The sequence below is a fragment of the Enterococcus sp. DIV0800 genome (assembly GCF_050559735.1).
GTDB classification, from domain to species: domain Bacteria; phylum Bacillota; class Bacilli; order Lactobacillales; family Enterococcaceae; genus Enterococcus_A; species Enterococcus_A devriesei.
Window position 1 is genome coordinate 1,685,068 of the sequence record NZ_CP187898.1, and the last position, 16,635, is coordinate 1,701,702.

Annotated in this window: 18 protein-coding genes; 4 read left to right on the plus strand and 14 right to left on the minus strand. The window is 39.9% G+C overall.

From position 1 onward, the window contains the following. Positions 1 to 64 precede the first annotated feature (64 nt). Entirely contained in the window at positions 65 to 499 is a 435-nt protein-coding gene (locus IGI54_RS08240) for a GNAT family N-acetyltransferase (RefSeq protein WP_430620421.1), read from the plus strand. A gap of 44 nt (positions 500 to 543) precedes the next feature. On the opposite strand, the gene ntdP is transcribed toward IGI54_RS08240, so the two are convergent. From ntdP to recX, 3 genes are all read right to left on the minus strand, one after another. Beyond that, entirely contained in the window at positions 544 to 1,077 is a 534-nt protein-coding gene (gene ntdP / locus IGI54_RS08245) for a nucleoside tri-diphosphate phosphatase (protein WP_071860939.1), read from the minus strand. 94 nt (positions 1,078 to 1,171) lie between these two features. After that, positions 1,172 to 2,323: an A/G-specific adenine glycosylase gene (mutY, locus tag IGI54_RS08250; RefSeq protein ID WP_430620422.1), complete on the minus strand. Its 1,152-nt coding sequence runs from the start codon at positions 2,321 to 2,323 to the stop codon at positions 1,172 to 1,174. Then, positions 2,316 to 3,113 (minus strand): recombination regulator RecX, encoded by a 798-nt coding sequence (gene recX, locus IGI54_RS08255; protein WP_311899937.1) that lies wholly within the window; start codon positions 3,111 to 3,113, stop codon positions 2,316 to 2,318. The genes mutY and recX overlap by 8 nt, the downstream gene beginning before the upstream one ends. A gap of 189 nt (positions 3,114 to 3,302) precedes the next feature. On the opposite strand from recX, the gene rlmD reads away from it, so the two are divergent. Continuing rightward, entirely contained in the window at positions 3,303 to 4,676 is a 1,374-nt protein-coding gene (gene rlmD / locus IGI54_RS08260; RefSeq protein WP_311818629.1) for a 23S rRNA (uracil(1939)-C(5))-methyltransferase RlmD, read from the plus strand. Between the two features lie 45 nt (positions 4,677 to 4,721). Here rlmD and IGI54_RS08265 read toward each other — a convergent pair whose 3' ends face one another. The 3 genes from IGI54_RS08265 to IGI54_RS08275 all read right to left on the minus strand — a co-directional run bounded on the left by IGI54_RS08265 (position 4,722) and on the right by IGI54_RS08275 (position 7,405). Then, positions 4,722 to 5,939: an LCP family protein gene (locus IGI54_RS08265; protein ID WP_216430625.1), complete on the minus strand. Its 1,218-nt coding sequence runs from the start codon at positions 5,937 to 5,939 to the stop codon at positions 4,722 to 4,724. 317 nt (positions 5,940 to 6,256) lie between these two features. After that, a complete protein-coding gene (locus IGI54_RS08270; protein WP_071860934.1) occupies positions 6,257 to 6,865 on the minus strand; it encodes a superoxide dismutase in 609 nt (202 codons plus the stop codon). Positions 6,866 to 6,937: 72 nt separating this feature from the next. Next, on the minus strand, positions 6,938 to 7,405 hold the full coding sequence (locus IGI54_RS08275) for a GtrA family protein (protein ID WP_430620423.1): 468 nt from the start codon (positions 7,403 to 7,405) through the stop codon (positions 6,938 to 6,940). Positions 7,406 to 7,565: 160 nt separating this feature from the next. On the opposite strand from IGI54_RS08275, the gene IGI54_RS08280 reads away from it, so the two are divergent. Both IGI54_RS08280 and IGI54_RS08285 read left to right on the plus strand, forming a co-directional pair. Further along, the gene (locus tag IGI54_RS08280) at positions 7,566 to 8,381 is read left to right on the plus strand and encodes a DUF1189 domain-containing protein (protein ID WP_430620424.1); all 816 of its coding nucleotides are present in this window, start codon (positions 7,566 to 7,568) and stop codon (positions 8,379 to 8,381) included. Between the two features lie 90 nt (positions 8,382 to 8,471). Beyond that, positions 8,472 to 9,419, plus strand: coding sequence for a phosphoglycerate dehydrogenase (locus IGI54_RS08285; RefSeq protein ID WP_430620425.1), 948 nt, complete (start codon positions 8,472 to 8,474; stop codon positions 9,417 to 9,419). Positions 9,420 to 9,430: 11 nt separating this feature from the next. Here the strand turns inward: IGI54_RS08285 and IGI54_RS08290 are convergent, their stop codons facing one another. The 8 genes from IGI54_RS08290 to mltG all read right to left on the minus strand — a co-directional run bounded on the left by IGI54_RS08290 (position 9,431) and on the right by mltG (position 15,994). Then, positions 9,431 to 10,363 (minus strand): glycosyltransferase family 2 protein, encoded by a 933-nt coding sequence (locus IGI54_RS08290; protein ID WP_430620426.1) that lies wholly within the window; start codon positions 10,361 to 10,363, stop codon positions 9,431 to 9,433. An 11-nt stretch (positions 10,364 to 10,374) separates the two neighbouring features. Next, complete coding sequence (locus tag IGI54_RS08295) at positions 10,375 to 10,668, minus strand: HesB/YadR/YfhF family protein (RefSeq protein ID WP_430620427.1); 294 nt, start codon at positions 10,666 to 10,668, stop codon at positions 10,375 to 10,377. Positions 10,669 to 10,678: 10 nt separating this feature from the next. Then, a complete protein-coding gene (locus IGI54_RS08300) occupies positions 10,679 to 11,344 on the minus strand; it encodes a potassium channel family protein (protein WP_071860928.1) in 666 nt (221 codons plus the stop codon). A 102-nt stretch (positions 11,345 to 11,446) separates the two neighbouring features. Beyond that, complete coding sequence (locus IGI54_RS08305) at positions 11,447 to 12,079, minus strand: response regulator (RefSeq protein WP_379945695.1); 633 nt, start codon at positions 12,077 to 12,079, stop codon at positions 11,447 to 11,449. A 67-nt stretch (positions 12,080 to 12,146) separates the two neighbouring features. Continuing rightward, the gene (locus IGI54_RS08310; protein ID WP_430620428.1) at positions 12,147 to 13,247 is read right to left on the minus strand and encodes a sensor histidine kinase; all 1,101 of its coding nucleotides are present in this window, start codon (positions 13,245 to 13,247) and stop codon (positions 12,147 to 12,149) included. Continuing rightward, positions 13,244 to 13,966 (minus strand): cell wall-active antibiotics response protein LiaF, encoded by a 723-nt coding sequence (gene liaF, locus IGI54_RS08315; RefSeq protein WP_071860925.1) that lies wholly within the window; start codon positions 13,964 to 13,966, stop codon positions 13,244 to 13,246. The genes IGI54_RS08310 and liaF overlap by 4 nt, the downstream gene beginning before the upstream one ends. Before the next feature lie 310 nt (positions 13,967 to 14,276). After that, positions 14,277 to 14,756, minus strand: a complete 480-nt coding sequence (gene greA / locus IGI54_RS08320) for a transcription elongation factor GreA (RefSeq protein ID WP_071860924.1) — start codon at positions 14,754 to 14,756, stop codon at positions 14,277 to 14,279. A 95-nt stretch (positions 14,757 to 14,851) separates the two neighbouring features. Next, positions 14,852 to 15,994 carry an endolytic transglycosylase MltG gene (gene mltG / locus IGI54_RS08325; protein ID WP_071861041.1) on the minus strand — a complete coding sequence of 381 codons (1,143 nt, stop codon included), beginning with the start codon at positions 15,992 to 15,994 and terminating at the stop codon, positions 14,852 to 14,854. Between the last annotated feature and the right edge of the window lie 641 nt (positions 15,995 to 16,635).

A 16,635-nucleotide genomic window follows, 5' to 3' on the forward strand; every position in this document is an offset into this window, starting at 1 on the left:
TTTTTTAGATTTGGTTTATAGTATACATCATGTGGAGAAAAATCCCCTTGAGGAAGGTGTCATTATGAAAATTTTAATTACTAAGGATACGATGAGCGAGATTTATTTAGATGCTGTTCGGATTCGCCAAAAAGTCTTCGTCCAGGAACAAGGCGTACCGGCCAATTTAGAAATTGATGGCAACGAAGCCTATTCGGTCCATTTTGTCCTTTATACGAATGAAGAAAAACCAGCAGCTACCGTTCGTTTGTTGCCGCTTGACGAGCAAACATTCAAGTTACAACGGATGGCTGTGCTAAAAGACTTTCGTGGGAAAAATTATGGCCGAGAAATCATCGCCGAAGCCGAAGCCTTTGCGCAGCAACAACATTTTAAAACCATTGAGCTTGGCGCACAATTGACCGCTCAAGACTTTTATCAAAAATTGGGCTATGTTCCTTATGGTGAAGTCTTTCAAGATGCTGGGATTGATCATGTGCATATGAAAAAGGAAGTATAAATAGGAACTATAAAAAACTGCTGACTCTCATCAGCAGTTTCTTTCTACTTCCGCGACAATTGCTTGTAGCGATCATACCAAATATCAATATAGCCTTGGGAAAAAGGCCCCTTTTCATTGTTGATCCAGTCCACTAAGATCTTGACGTTTTCTTTTAGAACATAATCAATTTCTTTAGAATAATGCATCTGTTGGCTATGCGCTTCATATTCATCAACGTCGAGCAATCGTTTTTCCCCATCAGGAAAAACCTTGACATCTAAATCGTAGTCAATGTACTTTAACGCTTCGTCATCTAATACATAGGGTGAAGCCAGATTACAATAATAAGAAACTCCCTTCTCTCGTATCATCGCTATTATATTGAACCAGTATTTTTGATGAAAATAAACAATCGCTGGTTCGCGAGTGACCCATCTTCTGCCGTCTGATTCTGTGACCAAAGTGTGGTCATTCAGGCCGATCAGTGAACACTCACTTGTTTTTAATACCATGGTATCCCGCCACGTTCGATGCAAACTGCCGTCGTGTTTGTAACTTTTGATGGTCACAAACTCTCCTTCTTTTGGAACTCCCATAGCTACCCTTCCCTCAGCGGAAAACTCCGCATTTGTTTGGGTGTTATCACACCGACATCAGAATTATTATAGCAATAAAATCTAAGATTGCCTACTAATCTTTGTCGTCGGTGCGATTATTTTCAAAAACTTCCAACATTTTTTGTTGGGGCTTTGGAAAAACATACTTAGGAAAATCATTTGGCTTTACCCAAGTGCCTTGTAAAGTCAATGGTGTGCTGCTGCGTCCATAAAAAACGAGGATATGCCAGCGCAGATGACTAAAGACATGTTTGACTTCACCAATGATTTTTTTCTGCCAAATAACTGCTTGCCCTGAGAAAAATTCCGGACTGTCTTCAGCCACTTGCGAGCTAGAAAATAAATCCCAAGCTTCGGGAGCATATTGACTTTGCAATTCTTTAAAGCGAGTTTCCGATAGTTCTTCTAATGGAAAGAGCCACAGATTGGCTAACAAGCCTGATGCTGGTCGCTGTTGTAAAAGAAATTCCTGCTGGTTATTTTCAATAATACCAGCGACGTAATACACATCTTTAGGCTTTTGTTTTTTCGATTTGATGGGAAAATCGGTTTGGCAATTTTCCTTGTAGGCTTGACAATAGTTTTGGATTGGACAGCTTTCACATTGGGGGCTCTTAGGAGTACAAATACTTGACCCTAGATCCATCATGGCTTGATTGAAATCGCCCGGTTCAGTCGGGCTGATGATTGTCCGCATCGCCTCATCGAAAACACCACGGCTGCTGGCTTTGGCAATATCTTCTTCAGTACAAAATAAGCGGCTGACCACTCGCATGACATTACCATCAATTGCCGGCTCAGGAATCTCAAAAGCAATACTGCTGATTGCCCCTGCCGTATAGGGGCCGATCCCTTTTAACGAACGAATTGCTTCGACTGTGGTTGGAAAATCACCGTCAAACTCTTCCATGATTTGCTTCGCCGCTGCCTGTAAATTACGCGCCCTAGAATAGTAGCCTAGACCTTCCCAAACTTTCAGCAATTTATCCTCTGGTGCTACTGCCAATGCTTCGATTGTCGGAAATTCTTCCATAAAGCGATAAAAATAATCAATCACGGTATCGACTCTAGTCTGTTGCAACATAATCTCAGAAATCCAAATCCGGTAAGGATCATGATTATAGCGCCATGGCAGATTCCGTTTTTCCTGTTGATACCACGCCAAGAAGTCAGCTTGAAATTCAGCAATCTCTTCCGTTGTCCAATTTTCCCAGCCCTTACTCATCAGCTTCCTCTTTTCCACGAATAAACGCGTCAATTTGATCTAGTTGGAAACCTTTTTGATATAAGCTTTGTTTGACCTTTTGGCGTCTCTTGGCGGGTTCAAAGCGTTGATTCTTGCGCCATAATTTCTCCCCTTGCACTTCAAGAGCGTCATTTTCCTGTTCTTCCACTTCGGAAAAATCCAGTTCGGCCAAAACATTTTTACTCGTATCACTGTTGAAGCCTTTGGTCATTAACAGCTGTTGGATTTTTTGGCGAACTTCTCGTTGACTATGGTGATGAAATTTTTTCAAGGACTTTTGGGCCGTATGAAACGCCACCTGAAATTGTTCATCAGTTTCATACAAATACAAAGCTTGCTGAATATCATTTTCCTTCAGGCCCTTTTGCTTTAATTTTTGTTGTAAGACTCGTGGCCCTTTATCGCCAAGCCGCATTTGGGTACGAATATAACTCTCCCCGTAGACCAGATCATCGACTAGCTTGACTTCCTTCAAGCGAATGACGATTTTATTGCGGTCATCACTTTCAATTTCATTATCCTTTAAATACGTTCGGATTTCTTTTTCCGTTCGTAGTTGATAGCTCAAATAGTTTAGTGCCATTTGATAGCCCATATCTTCTTTACCTTCTCGCTTAATCTCAGCCAGAAGTTTCTCATCTAATTCTTGACCTTTCAGTAATCGATGGCGAACCACAGTATCTTCCGACAAACGCAGCGTTTCGCCGTTAGAAAATTCTACTTTATAAAAAGGGCCACGCCCTTGGCTGATTTTTACTACCGTCAACATGCTGACTCCCCCTCGCAAAAATTAATTCTATCATAGAAACCCAACCAATCACTAAAAATATGCTAAAATAATGCCAGTCCAATGGATTGAATCCATTTGAAAACATAAAAAAATTGCGCTTGATAAAAGCGATTCATCAGCTTGTCCAATTATCACTAGCAACTTGTATAAATAGAAAGGAGTTGCCTCATGGCTGTTCAATTAAAACCGAACCAAACATTGACCTTAAAAATCAAACGCCTTGGCATTAACGGTGAAGGCATCGCTTATTACAAACGGCTGATTATTTTTGTAACCGGCGCCTTACCAAACGAAACGGTGGTCGCCCGGATCACTAAAGCGACCCCAAGATTTGCGGAAGCCTCCTTAGTAAAGATCACCAAAAAAAGTCCTGATCGTGTCACACCTCCGTGTCCAGTTTACGAAGAATGCGGTGGCTGCCAATTGCAACATTTAGCTTACTCCAAGCAGTTAGACTTTAAAAAAGACTTATTGCGTCAGGCACTGGAAAAATTCAAGCCAGCCGGTTATCAAGCTTTCCAATTACGTGACACTTTAGGAATGGACGATCCGTGGCACTATCGGAACAAGGCTCAGTTTCAATTACGCCAAAATAAGAAGACTAAGCAAGTTGAGGCTGGTCTTTATCAAGCGGAATCCCATCAGCTAGTTCCAATTAAAGATTGTCTCGTGCAAGAACCGACGACTCAAAAAGTGATCAATATCGTCGTAAAGCTTTTGACAAAATATGATTTGCCAATTTACGACGAACGCACGAACTCAGGAATTCTCCGGACATTGATGGTGCGGATCGGTATTGAGACTGGCGAAGTCCAGCTAGTCCTGATTACCAAAACCAAAAAATTGCCGCAAGCAAACGCCTTGATCCGCGAGATCACCAATCGCTTGCCAGAGATCGTTTCGATCATGCAAAATGTGCAAGACAAAAAAACGTCTGTCATCATGGGAGATGAGACGCTCCATCTTTGGGGCAAAGAAGTCATTAATGAAAAAATCAACGAAGTTAGTTTCGAACTTTCGCCTCGTGCCTTCTTCCAATTGAACCCGCAACAGACAAAGGTGCTTTATCAAGAAGCGATCGATGCTTTAGATTTGGCGACGCCTAAAACAATTGTCGATGCTTATTGCGGTGTTGGAACGATTGGCCTTTCATTAGCCAAACAAGCGAAAGAAGTTCGTGGCATGGATATCATTCCCCAAGCGATCGATGATGCTAAGAAGAATGCGGAAGCAATGAACCTGACAAACACTCATTATGAAGTTGGAACCGCTGAAAGTTTGTTACCAAAATGGTTAAAGGAAGGATTTGCGCCAGATGCCATCGTCGTAGATCCGCCTCGGACCGGTTTAGACAATCAGTTGTTAAAAGCGATCCAAGAATCGCCGAGTCCCCAGATGGTCTACATTTCCTGTAATGTTTCTACTCTGGCACGTGACCTCGTCAGTCTCGCAAATATTTATCAGGTAGACTATTTACAATCGGTTGATATGTTCCCACAAACCGCCCGTTGCGAAGTCGTCGTGAAGTTAACTAGAAAATAAGCAAAAGGAGCTGAGATTAAATTATCTTAGCTCCTTTTGCTTATTTTAATAATTTACAGCTGGTTGACCATAAGGATCACTTTGTTGACCTGCGTTTGGATCGGTAGCACCACCATAACCTTGATTTGGATCAGTATAACCTTGATCGTACTGCGTTTGATCGCCGTTTTGAGTAGTATCACTACCTTGTTGGTAGCCATTACCACTTGTATCATAATTGTTCGGATTGTCATAGCCAGGAGCAAATTGGCTCGTATCTTCGCTGGCTTTGCCATCTGAATCGTCGTAAAACAAGCTGTTGGCATCTTCCTGGTTTAGATTTGGCAACGTGCTGGCTGTTGGTTTGTCCAATTGTTTTTTCAAGGTATTTTGAATATCTAACAATTCATTCGTACCTAAAATTTGATAATAGATTTCATCGATCATTTGACTCTTACCAACCAATTGTTTCTGTTTGATCGTATCAAAGGCTGGTAGATAATTTGTACCGATATCCATCATATCATCCCATGATAAATCCGTTCGCATATTTTTTTCGACGGCTTTTAAGATCTTCTTGTAATTCCCTACGCCGTTGATTGACATAGCCTTACGTAAAATTTTGGTTACAACCTCACGTTGGCGACGTTGACGCCCAACGTCTCCTTCAGGATCTTCGTAACGCATCCGGGCGTAGGCCAAGCCTTTTTCCCCATCAAGCTTCTGCTTTCCTTTTGCCACATGAATACCATCTAAAGTGAAATCAATCTTATTATTTACTTCGATCCCACCAACGGCATCGATCAAATCCTTCAAACCTCGCATATTAATTGAGACATAATGGTCTAACGGAATATCTAATAGCGTTTCAATCGTGTCCATCGACATTTTGACACCGCCAAAGGCATAGGCGTGATTCAACTTGTCATTGGTACCATAACCGACAATCTTCGTTAAAATGTCACGGTCAAGACTGACGATTGTGGATTTTTTCTGTTTAGGATTGATCGTCACGACCATCATACTATCGGAACGGCCCTGATCTGAACGACCTAGGTCGCCCGTGTCAATCCCCGCAAGTAAGATGGAAAATGGTTCCGCATTATTGATATTCGGTTTTTCTCCGCTCTCACGCTTCAAACTAGTTCGTTTAACAGTTTGACGAATGCTATCAACCATTTTACTCGCATCATTTGTTACTTGGACAGCATAATAAGTAATGCCCCCGACAAATAAATTTAGGAGGACTAATAATCCAACAATCACTTTTTTCCAACGACTCATCGCGCACCTCAATCAACATTTTTTACGGTTTATTTTCTCATAGAACGACTCTTGGTTCAACCAACACCCAAAAAATTAATTTTAAATAACAGAAATTTAAAAAAGTAATAACTAAAAATCTACTCTATGAAATCGATTTATACTATAAAATTATGAAGATTCCTAGAATTTACAAGCTATCCTTTCTTAATTATCGTCGAAAGTATTTTTTCAATATAGAATTTAAAGTTTTATTAAAAATGAATAGCTTGATTAACATCCTTATGAATACACTGAGCAAAACAAAAAAAGATGCTCGAAAGCATCTTTATAATCAATTATTTAGCTGCTGCCAAATTTTTATTCGCTTGATCCCAGTTAACAACATCCCAAAAAGCAGCGATGTAATCTGGACGAACATTTTTATACTTCAAGTAATACGCGTGTTCCCAAACATCCAAACCAATAATCGGTGTTTTGCCATCTGTTAATGGACTATCTTGGTTGGCAGTCGAAGTGATTTCTAATTTGCCATTATTGATTACTAGCCAAGCCCAGCCAGAACCAAAACGACCGGTTGCAGCTGTTTTGAATTCTTCTTTCATTTTTTCAAAACCGCCGAACGCTTCATCAATGGCTGCTTTGATCTCACCTGTTGGTTCACCGCCAGCGTTTGGCGCCATAATTTTCCAGAAGAAGCTGTGGTTTGCGTGACCGCCCCCGTTATTACGGACAGCTGTCCGAATATCTTCAGGAACTTCACTTAAGTTCGTTACTAGTTCTTCTACTGTTTGTTCTGCCAATTCTGGATATTTTTCAATCGCAGCGTTTAAGTTAGTTACATACGTGTTGTGGTGTTTATCATGATGCAAGTGCATCGTTTCAACATCGATATAAGGCTCTAAAGCGTCGTATCCATAAGGTAAATCTGGTAAAGTATAAGCCATTGTTCAATTCCTCCTTAAAATATCTTACATTTTAACTGTATCAAACAACGCAACTATCTTCAAAACATATGCTTAGCGTGATGAAGAATTCGTTTTCTCCTCCTCGATAACCTCTACCTTCTTGAAAATAAAGACCTTACTGAAAATATAATTGGCTACTACGACTACTACTTGGGTGATAAGCTTAGCGACTAGATTCCCTGTGTGGAGCATATCGATGAATAAATACATACAGGCCATATCCATGCCAAAAGAAAGAATCCGAGCAAATAAAAATTTGCTAAATTCCCAAGTTAACGCTTTAAAGCCCGCTGTCTTTGATTGAAAGACCCACAGCTTATTTGTTACAAAAGCAAATAGAACTGAGCAAATCCAGGAAACAGCATTAGAGATTGGCCAACTAAAATGAAAAATTTGATACGCTAATGCAAAAGTAACGATGTTTACGACCGTTGCTAACCCGCCAAAAAACAAATAGACAAAGACTTCCCATAATCTTTTTGCTTCGAGATAATTTTTAAATTGATGATAGCTTTTCATAATTACTCACTTTCCTATTCGTCTCTTCTTAAAGTAAGATAGCGGAGCTAGAAAAAATAGTCAATTCTTTCGTGGATTCTTTTTACATTTTTACAGATCAGCTTGTTATTTCAAGCTTACTTCGATACAATGGCTTTTGTATACAGATTGGAGCGATCACATGACTTTTCGTCAATTAATCAAGGGATCCCTTTTTCGTTTCGAAGAACTAAAAAATGCGAAAAATACCCCTTTTTGGAAATCTATTATCTATCTCTTAGGCTTGAGTCTGCTGCTGGCGATTCCTACCGTCTATCAAGCACTGCAAGTAATGGATCAAATCAAATCAGACAGCCTAAAGATCGTACAAAAAATTCCCGATTTTGAAATCGAAAATGGTGAAATCAAAACTGCAAAACCTGAAGAAGGCTTTATTTATCAGACCAATTCGGTCATTCTTACCTTTGATCCCGCTGGCAAACGCAGTCAACAGGATGTCGAAAAAGATTTAGTCGGAAATTATTTCAGTGTCGGTCTCTTAAAAAGCGAAGCCTTGTTAGTTTTACCTGATTACGGCGGTGTTAGCTCCGCTTTGTTTGGTGATAATGTATTGAAATTTTCATACAAGCAAGAGCCTTTGAAAAATATGACCGGTGAAAAATTAAAAGCTGGACTTAAAGATTTAAAAATACCGGTATGGACACCAATTGTTATGTTGCTAGCAGGACTTTATCCTTCCTTCATTAACCTGTTTGTCACATTAGTTTTTGCTGGCATTGCCGGCATGATCGTCGCTAAGCTACGCTTAAGACGAATCACCTTTTTCGAATGCTTCAAAACAATTATTTTCTGTGCTACTATCCCAACGATTTTAGCAACTATTATTTTACTGTTTCAGCCGAATTTTGACTCAAGTATCCTAGTTACTTTCATTAGCCTATTCATCTTTTTGCGAATCATTAAATATTTCCCGCAAATTCAATTACCGAACAAATAACTGCTTACGATTCCGTAAGCAGTTTTTTTTCGTATTTTTTGTTAGAATGAATCAAAGATTTGCAGCAAAAAAAGAAATGAGGAGCGGACTATGGAAAAACCAATTATTTTTTTACAAAAAAACTTTCGAACAGAATTTATTCAACAGATCCGAGACATTGCTCCCGATTATCAAATCAAAACAGAGTTAAATGATAGCGAGTTCGCTAAAGTTAAAATCGCCGTTGGTTGGCAAGAACAATTCAGCCAACAACTCTTAGACAGTAAAAACTTAAAATGGGTCCAATCCATCTCAGCAGGGGTAGATTATTTACCTCTAGACACCTTTGCTCAGCAAGCTATTTTATTATCTAATAGTAGCGGGATCCATGCCCTTTCGATCAGCGAGCATATCATTGGAACATTGTTGGGTTATTATCGCGGATTAAATCAAGCTGTTAAAAATCAAGCTGTAAATAGCTGGCAGCCGGAAAATATTCATTATGATCAACTGGCCGGCAAAAATTTACTAGTCGTTGGAACTGGTCATATTGGACAACAGCTCTCCAAATCCATTCGCAGCTTAGGTGTTCACGTTTATGGAATTAATACCACAGGCCATCCAGCCGACGGATTCGTAGAAACCTACTCAATTAAAAATATGGCTAAAATTGTCCCTGAAATGGATATCGTCGTAGGAATCCTGCCGGGAACCCAGGAAACCTATCACATTTTCAACAGCCACATTTTCGAAAATATGAAAGAGTCCGCCATCTTTGTCAACGTTGGTCGGGGCGATACTCTCCATACAAAAGAATTGATCACCGCACTTGAAACAAAGCAATTTGCTTTTGCCGCATTAGATGTCTTTGAAGAAGAGCCACTACCTAAAGAAAGTCCCTTATGGCAATTAGAGAATGTGCTAGTTACACCTCATATTTCCGGATTAACCGTTGATTTTCAAAATAAATTTATGAAAATCTTTTTAGCTAATCTGAAAAGCTATATATCCGATGGTTCTCTGGCTGAAAACCAAGTAGAGCTAAAACGTGGATATTAAAAAAAGTTGGACTAGTTGTCCAACTTTTTTTCGGTTTCCTTCACAATATAGACAGGACGCTTTTTAGTCTCCATAAAAATCTTCCCAATATATTTTCCGATGATGCCAATACACAAGAGCTGTACCCCACCAATAAAAAGAATGATTGTCATTAGCGAGGGCCAACCTGCGGTCGGGTCTCCAAAAACCAATGCGCGAATGATAATAAACAGCATCGCAATGCCTGAGGCAACACAAGAAAAGGCACCCACAAAGGAAGCGATATTTAACGGCGCATCTGAAAAATTAACGATTCCGTCAATCGAATAGTTGAATAATTTCCAAAAAGACCATGACGTTTCGCCAACCGTTCGTTCACGATTTTCGAAAGAGATGTATTCTGTCTTAAAACCAACCCAACTAAATAAGCCTTTCGAAAAACGATTGTGTTCCGTCAACTCCAACACCGCATCCACCATTTGACGGGTCATCAACCGATAATCCCGCGCACCATCCACCATTTCCGTATCGCTGATCCGATTAATTAACTGATAGAATTTTTTGGCAAAGAAACTCCTTATCGACGGTTCACCTATTCGATTGGCTCGACGTGTTCCTACACAGTCGATATCAGAGGTCTCGATCATTTCGATCATACGCGGCAGAAGTTCAGGAGGATCCTGCAAGTCAACATCCATCACAGTAACTAGTTCGCCTTTTGATGCTTGCAATCCAGCATATAGAGCAGCTTCTTTGCCAAAATTTCTAGAAAAAGAAATGTATCGGACATTGGGATGCATTCGTGCTAACTCGCGTAACTTTTCTAACGTTCGATCGCTAGAGCCATCATTAATAAAAATATACTCAAAGTCATGAATTACAGATTCATTTACTCGTTCCATCTCGACGAAAAAAAGCGGAATGGCTTCCTCTTCATTGAAGCAAGGGACTATTATTGATAGCATTCAGGTCACTCCTAAGGTTGGTTAAACTCATACTTTGGCTCATCTAGTTCTTCATCATAATCAACCACTAAATCATAGCCTTTAAAGAACCACTCATCTGCTTCTTCGACAAAAAACAGCATACCATTAACATTTTCTTCAATTAATGGGCTTTCAGGTGTGTCCACTGCCATACCAACAGAAAAGCCGTCGTGAACCTGTGTCTTGCCATAAACTTTTCCATAAAATTTAATACCTTGACCTTCAGCTAGTTCAAGCTCTTGTTTAAACCAGGCTTGCGCCTTTGAAGTTATCGTTAATTTCATCACTACTCACCTATCCATTCATTTTCTCGTCTAAATAATCGACATCTTCATCGCGGCCGATTACCACCAAATGATCGTCCTTTTGAACGACTTCGTCCGCCGCAGGTGCGACAATCGGATCTTGTTTGTCCCGACGAATGGCGACAATATTTAAGCCAAAACGCTGACGAAAATCTAGCTCGTCTAACGTTTTGCCATAAAATTTTCGATTGGTTACATTAATTTCTGCCAAAGAAAATTCGTCGGACAACTCTAAATAGTCTAAAATATTTTTGGAAACCAAATTATGAGCAATCCGCTGCCCCATATCTCGCTCCGGATGAACGACGCGATCCGCGCCAATCTTTTCCAGTACACGCGCATGGTACTCGTTTTGGGCCTTTGCCAAAATATTGGGAACCCCCATCTCTTTGACCATTAACGTGACCAAGATACTGGCTTGAATGTCTTCACCGATCGCTACGATAACATGATCAAAATTTCGAATTCCTAAAGAACGCAATGTCATTTCGTCTTGTGCGTTCGCCACAACCGTATGGGTCGCGATATTCATATATTCGTTTACTCGATCCTCACTACTATCAATGGCCAACACTTCTTGCCCTGATTCGATCAGAGTTCGACAAATACTACCACCAAATCTTCCCAATCCAATAATTGCAAAACTTTGTTTCATGCACTCTCTCCTATTATTCTTTTTCGTGAAGTCAGCACTCTCTGTTCACGATGTCTTTTTAAGTATAACAAAGAGCGGGTTAATAAAACAGAGATGAACCCTCTATTTTATCAACCCGTGTTTAAAGGCATAGATTGCGGCTTGTGTGCGATCCTCAACTTCTAGCTTAGCCAAAATATTAGAAACATGTGTTTTTACTGTTTTCAAAGTAATAAACAATTCATCAGCAATTTCTTGATTACTCATTCCTTGTGCAATCAAGAGTAAAATTTCTTGCTCCCGATTAGTTAGTTCTTCATGAAGGACATGGCGATTACGATTGGAAAGCTGTTCCATCATCTTCGTCGTCACTTCTGGTTCTAAAACCCGCTCCCCTTTGAAGGTCGCTCGAATCGCATTCGCGATCTCATGAGCCGTTGAGGTTTTCAATAGATAGCCTGAGGCCCCCGCCTCAATTGCTGGATAGACCTTTTCATCATCAATGAAGCTAGTTACGATCAGAATTTTGGCGTCTGACCAATCCTTTAAGATTTTTTTGGTAGACTCGATGCCGTCCATGACTTCCATTACTAAATCCATCAGGATCACATCCGGTCGAAGATCCAGCGCTTTCTCATAGCCTTCTTCACCATTCTCCGCTTCCCCAACAACTTCTATATCATTCTGGATGGATAAATAAGAAGAAACGCCTAAACGAACCATCTCGTGATCATCCACTAGTAACACTCGTATCATCCTCTGCCTCCTTGTTCGTATTCTTTTAACACATCATTTGCTGATCTCGGACACCTAACTAAGCCAACTACTCAGGCGATCCTACAGGGACATCATTTTCTAAAGAAACAGCAGCATCCTTCACTACCGGAACTTTGATCTCGATGCTAGTTCCTTGACCTTTAAAGCTGATTATCTTCGTTGAACCACCTACACCGGCGATTCGTTCACGAATATTTCGTAAACCATAGCTACCCGCATGTTCATCTTTTTCTTCAAAGCCGACCCCGTCATCAATGACTCGCAATAAAATATTTTGACCAACGATCTTCAAATAGACTTCCAATTCATTCGCCTTAGCATGGCGCAAGGTGTTGGATAATAATTCCTGGACAACACGGAATAACTGATCCTCAATGCTAGCAGAAACCTGAATATCCTGTACATCCCATTTCAATTGGATTTGAATCTTCGTTTGTAATTCCTTTAATAATTGCTCGATCCCTTGTCTTAGACTCTTACCTTCTAAACTGATTGGCCGCAAATGTAGTAAGAGTGCGCGCATTTCAGACTGGGCCGCATTGATAATATCCGCTACCATTGCCAACTGCTTTTTGTAGGGCTCCAACTCTTCGGATTGCTGAGATTGCTCATTTAACGCAGACATCATCATCATGGCCGCAAACAGCTGCTGAGAAACTGAGTCGTGGAGCTCCCGCGCCAAGCGATGCCGTTCTTCTTCAAGAATCTTTTCGCGCGTCGTCCCGTCCACCATTTGAGGCAAGCTGCTTAATTGCTGCAACTCCCGCGACATACTAACCAATTTTTCTTTGATTCGTTTGATATCGTGATCGACTAAAAGCATTTCTTGATTTTGCGAAATTTTTACATCTAAGAAGGGCTGCTCATAGTTTCCAGAAGCTAAACTTTGAAGCTTCTCTTCGATTTTTCCTAGCTGTCTTTTTTCTAAAAAAGTCACTAAAAAATAAACTACGCCACTAACCGTCAAAGCAATCACGATAATATGAATGAATAACGGAATATAGAACACTCGCGCCGCAAAAAGCTGCGCTATCATCTGCTTCTTACCGATGGCATACATGTACAAGAATAGCGTCGTCAAGATCAGTAAGAAAGAAATCAATCCAGAATAGAGCGAGATTTGTAAACGGGAATACTTCCCCATCATACACGAATCACCTCGACATCTCCAACGAGTGTATTCGTGACGATCTTCAAACGCCGCGCACTTTCATCATAATCCTCGCTATACATTTTCAATGTTTCATTGCGTAGAACCTGTTGGTCATCTTCAAAATCCACCTTACCATACAATGTGGCATGTTCAAAAAGAACCCCGACACCATATGGAACCAAAATCCGTGTCCGGCCAAAGCCCTTACGAACGATCACAATACTATCTTCCTTTGGTAATAAAGTATTTCCAAGATCAACGATCGTATCACCGGCTAAAATCGCGACATTGATATCGTCCCACTCAAAAACTTGCGTGCCAATACGATCATTGCCGATCCAGCTTTGTTTTTTTCGCTCACCGTTATGACCGACAGGTTCTGTCGTTTCTACCATTACAATACTTTTTTTATTTTTGAAAGAGTGATTCGGCATGGAAATTCCTGCAACTTCAAAACCTTTCAGTCCCAAAAAGAGAACCGCAAAAATCAACATTAGCCAAGTCGCCGGACTATTGACTAAGCAGATGATCAAAATAACCGAACCTAAAATTAATTGAAATTTTTTACGTCGATCTTTTCTTAATGCCCAATAAATGTTCAATGCACCAAAAATCAGCATAATCAGCATCGCTGGGTTTGCAGATAACTGCCATAGTAAGAAAATTGCAAGCAGGGCTTCAATCACAATGAAAAAGCGCCATGGATTTTTCATTCTATTATCCCCTCCCAACCTTTTTATTTACATTTATTCTACTTTCTTTCTTCGAAGAATACTATCGGTCTTAAGTCGCAACCTAAGCGATTCCGACTAAACGCTTGAAGCTCTATCTTTCAGTAGAGCCAAATAAATCGTTTGCATTTTATAATTGAAAAAAGCCCAGACCGCTAGCTCATTTTTGATGGGCACCTTTTCAAAGAATGGAAAACTGTTTGTTTTCGTACGCATACGATTTTTCTAACTTGTTAAAGTAACAAGAAAAACTCGCAAAATAAAAGAGACGGCTAGCGTCTCTCTAATAGTCTTAGTTTTGTTCGACCTTGACGATCTTGACATCCATGTTTCCACCGGGTGTTGCGATTGTTACGACGTCGCCAACACTCTTGCCAATCAATGCTTGCGCGATTGGTGAATCATTTGAGATTTTACCAGTCAACGGATCTGCTTCCGCTTTACCGACGATTGTATATTCTTCTTCTTCGTCATCCGGTAACTCAACAAACGTAACTGTTTTACCGATCGAGATTTCATCTGAATCGACGTTTTCGTTATCAATGATCTCTGCAAAACGGATCATATTTTCTAAAGTTACAATACGTCCTTCAACAAAGGCTTGTTCATCTTTAGCCGATTCATATTCAGAGTTCTCTGATAAATCGCCGAAACTGCGAGCAATTTTAATTCTCTCGATGATCTCACCACGTTTTACTGTTTTCAATTCTTCTAATTCCTGCTCTAGCTTTTCTTTCCCTTCTAGAGTCATTGGATATGCTTTTTCTACCATTTTTCTTCTCCTTCAATCAACAAAATTACGAAAGGTAATCCTTTATAGATTTAATCCACAAAAGATTACCACGTAATTACTGTATTGTAAATTGTTTATTTATCTTTATTGACATATTTTTCAACTAATTCCATATGTTCTTCATACGTCTTCGCATAATAAACTTTTCCAGTCGAAATATCTGCAACAAAGTAAACATAATCATTATCAGTTGGATCAAGAACCGCTAAAATAGCTTCCTGACTTGGATTATCGAATGGACCAGGTCCATAACCGGTATTCTTATATAAGTTGTATGGAGAATCAACTTCCAAATCTTTGTTGTAAACAAACTCCTTGTGTTCACCTAACGCATAAAGAATCGAAATATCTGATTGCAACGGCATCCCTGTCGCGATCCGATTAAAGAAGACTTGCGCGATATTCTTACGGTCTGATTGAGTGACCCCTTCTTTTTCCACAAGCGATGCTAAGGTCATAACCTCTTGAACTGTCATGCCTTTTTCCTTGATTTGACTATAATAAGGAGTCAATACTTGATTGGTTGTATCAACCATCTGAGTCACTAGATCTTCAAGACTCTTACTCTTATGAACATTATATGTCGCTGGGAATAGATAACCCTCTAAACGATAACGAACATCTTTAGCATTGCCAGCATCGGTTAATAAATCAGGATACTGAGCTTTTAATTGATCAAAGAATTTATCATCTTTGATAACCTTGATGAAATCTTCCTTCTTAAAGTCCGTTTTCTTCGCTACAAGACTCGCAATTTGATCGACATCATAGCCTTCCGGAATGGTTAACTTAGATGCGTCATCCAATGGTTCGGCGCTGCCGCCTTGCTGCAATTCTTTACTAATTTGATCCAACGTCATATTAGGCGAAAATTGATAATAGCCCGCCTGAAAATTCGTTAGGTTTTTAAATTTCGTATAGAAGTTGAAAACCATGCCGTCACGAATGACATCGCCATCTTCTAAGATATCACCAATTTGACGATTTGATGACCCACTAGGAACCTCTACTTGTACCAATTTTTTATCATTTCTATCAAGCGGCTTCAATCCGGCACTCACATAATTATAACCAGAAATTGCTAAAACTCCGGCAACAATTAAAATCCCAATCGTTAAAATATAAACGATCTTTCGCACGACTCGATCTTCTTTGCGACGTTCTGCTCGTTTCAAGTTGCTCTCCTCACTTAAATCACCTTCATAGTCATCTTCCATATGATGCAATTCCTCAAATTTTTCGCTAATTCGATGGAAGATCGATGGTTCTTCTTCATTCATTCGACTCGTTTTTGAGGTTTCTTTAGCTTTGTCTTCTTTGTTTTCTGCTGATAGATTACTGTTCATCATCTTTTTTGAATCCGCAGAAACTGCTCCAGCTTTCCTGCTTGCTTCTATGGAAGGCTCACGCTGCTGTTCTTTCGCAGCAGTCGTATCTTGTTTTATTTTTTCTTCTTGCTTTAGCTTACGTTTAGAATGTCCACTAGGTTTAGGAATAGATTCGGTTGCTGAAGGGGCGAGTTTATCCGCTAAAGGAACACTCTCTTTTGTAGGAGTATCTTTAGCAGTGATTTCAGACTGCTTAGCTGCCGCTTTCTCATCCATCTTTTTCTTATTACCAAATAAGCGCTCATAGGACGATGCTAGATCATTTTCGTCACTATTCTTCGCTTCTTTTTTAGACATTCTATTCGTAGTTCGTGTTTTTCTTGTTGCATCAACATCACGATTGTTGCGACTCTCTTCTAAAGCTCGCATAATCTGTTCTTTAAAAGATTCCTCTTCTGAGTGTTGGTTTTGATCCTCAGACAAAAACAACTCCTCCTTACTTCATGTCATAACTTTAACCATTATACATG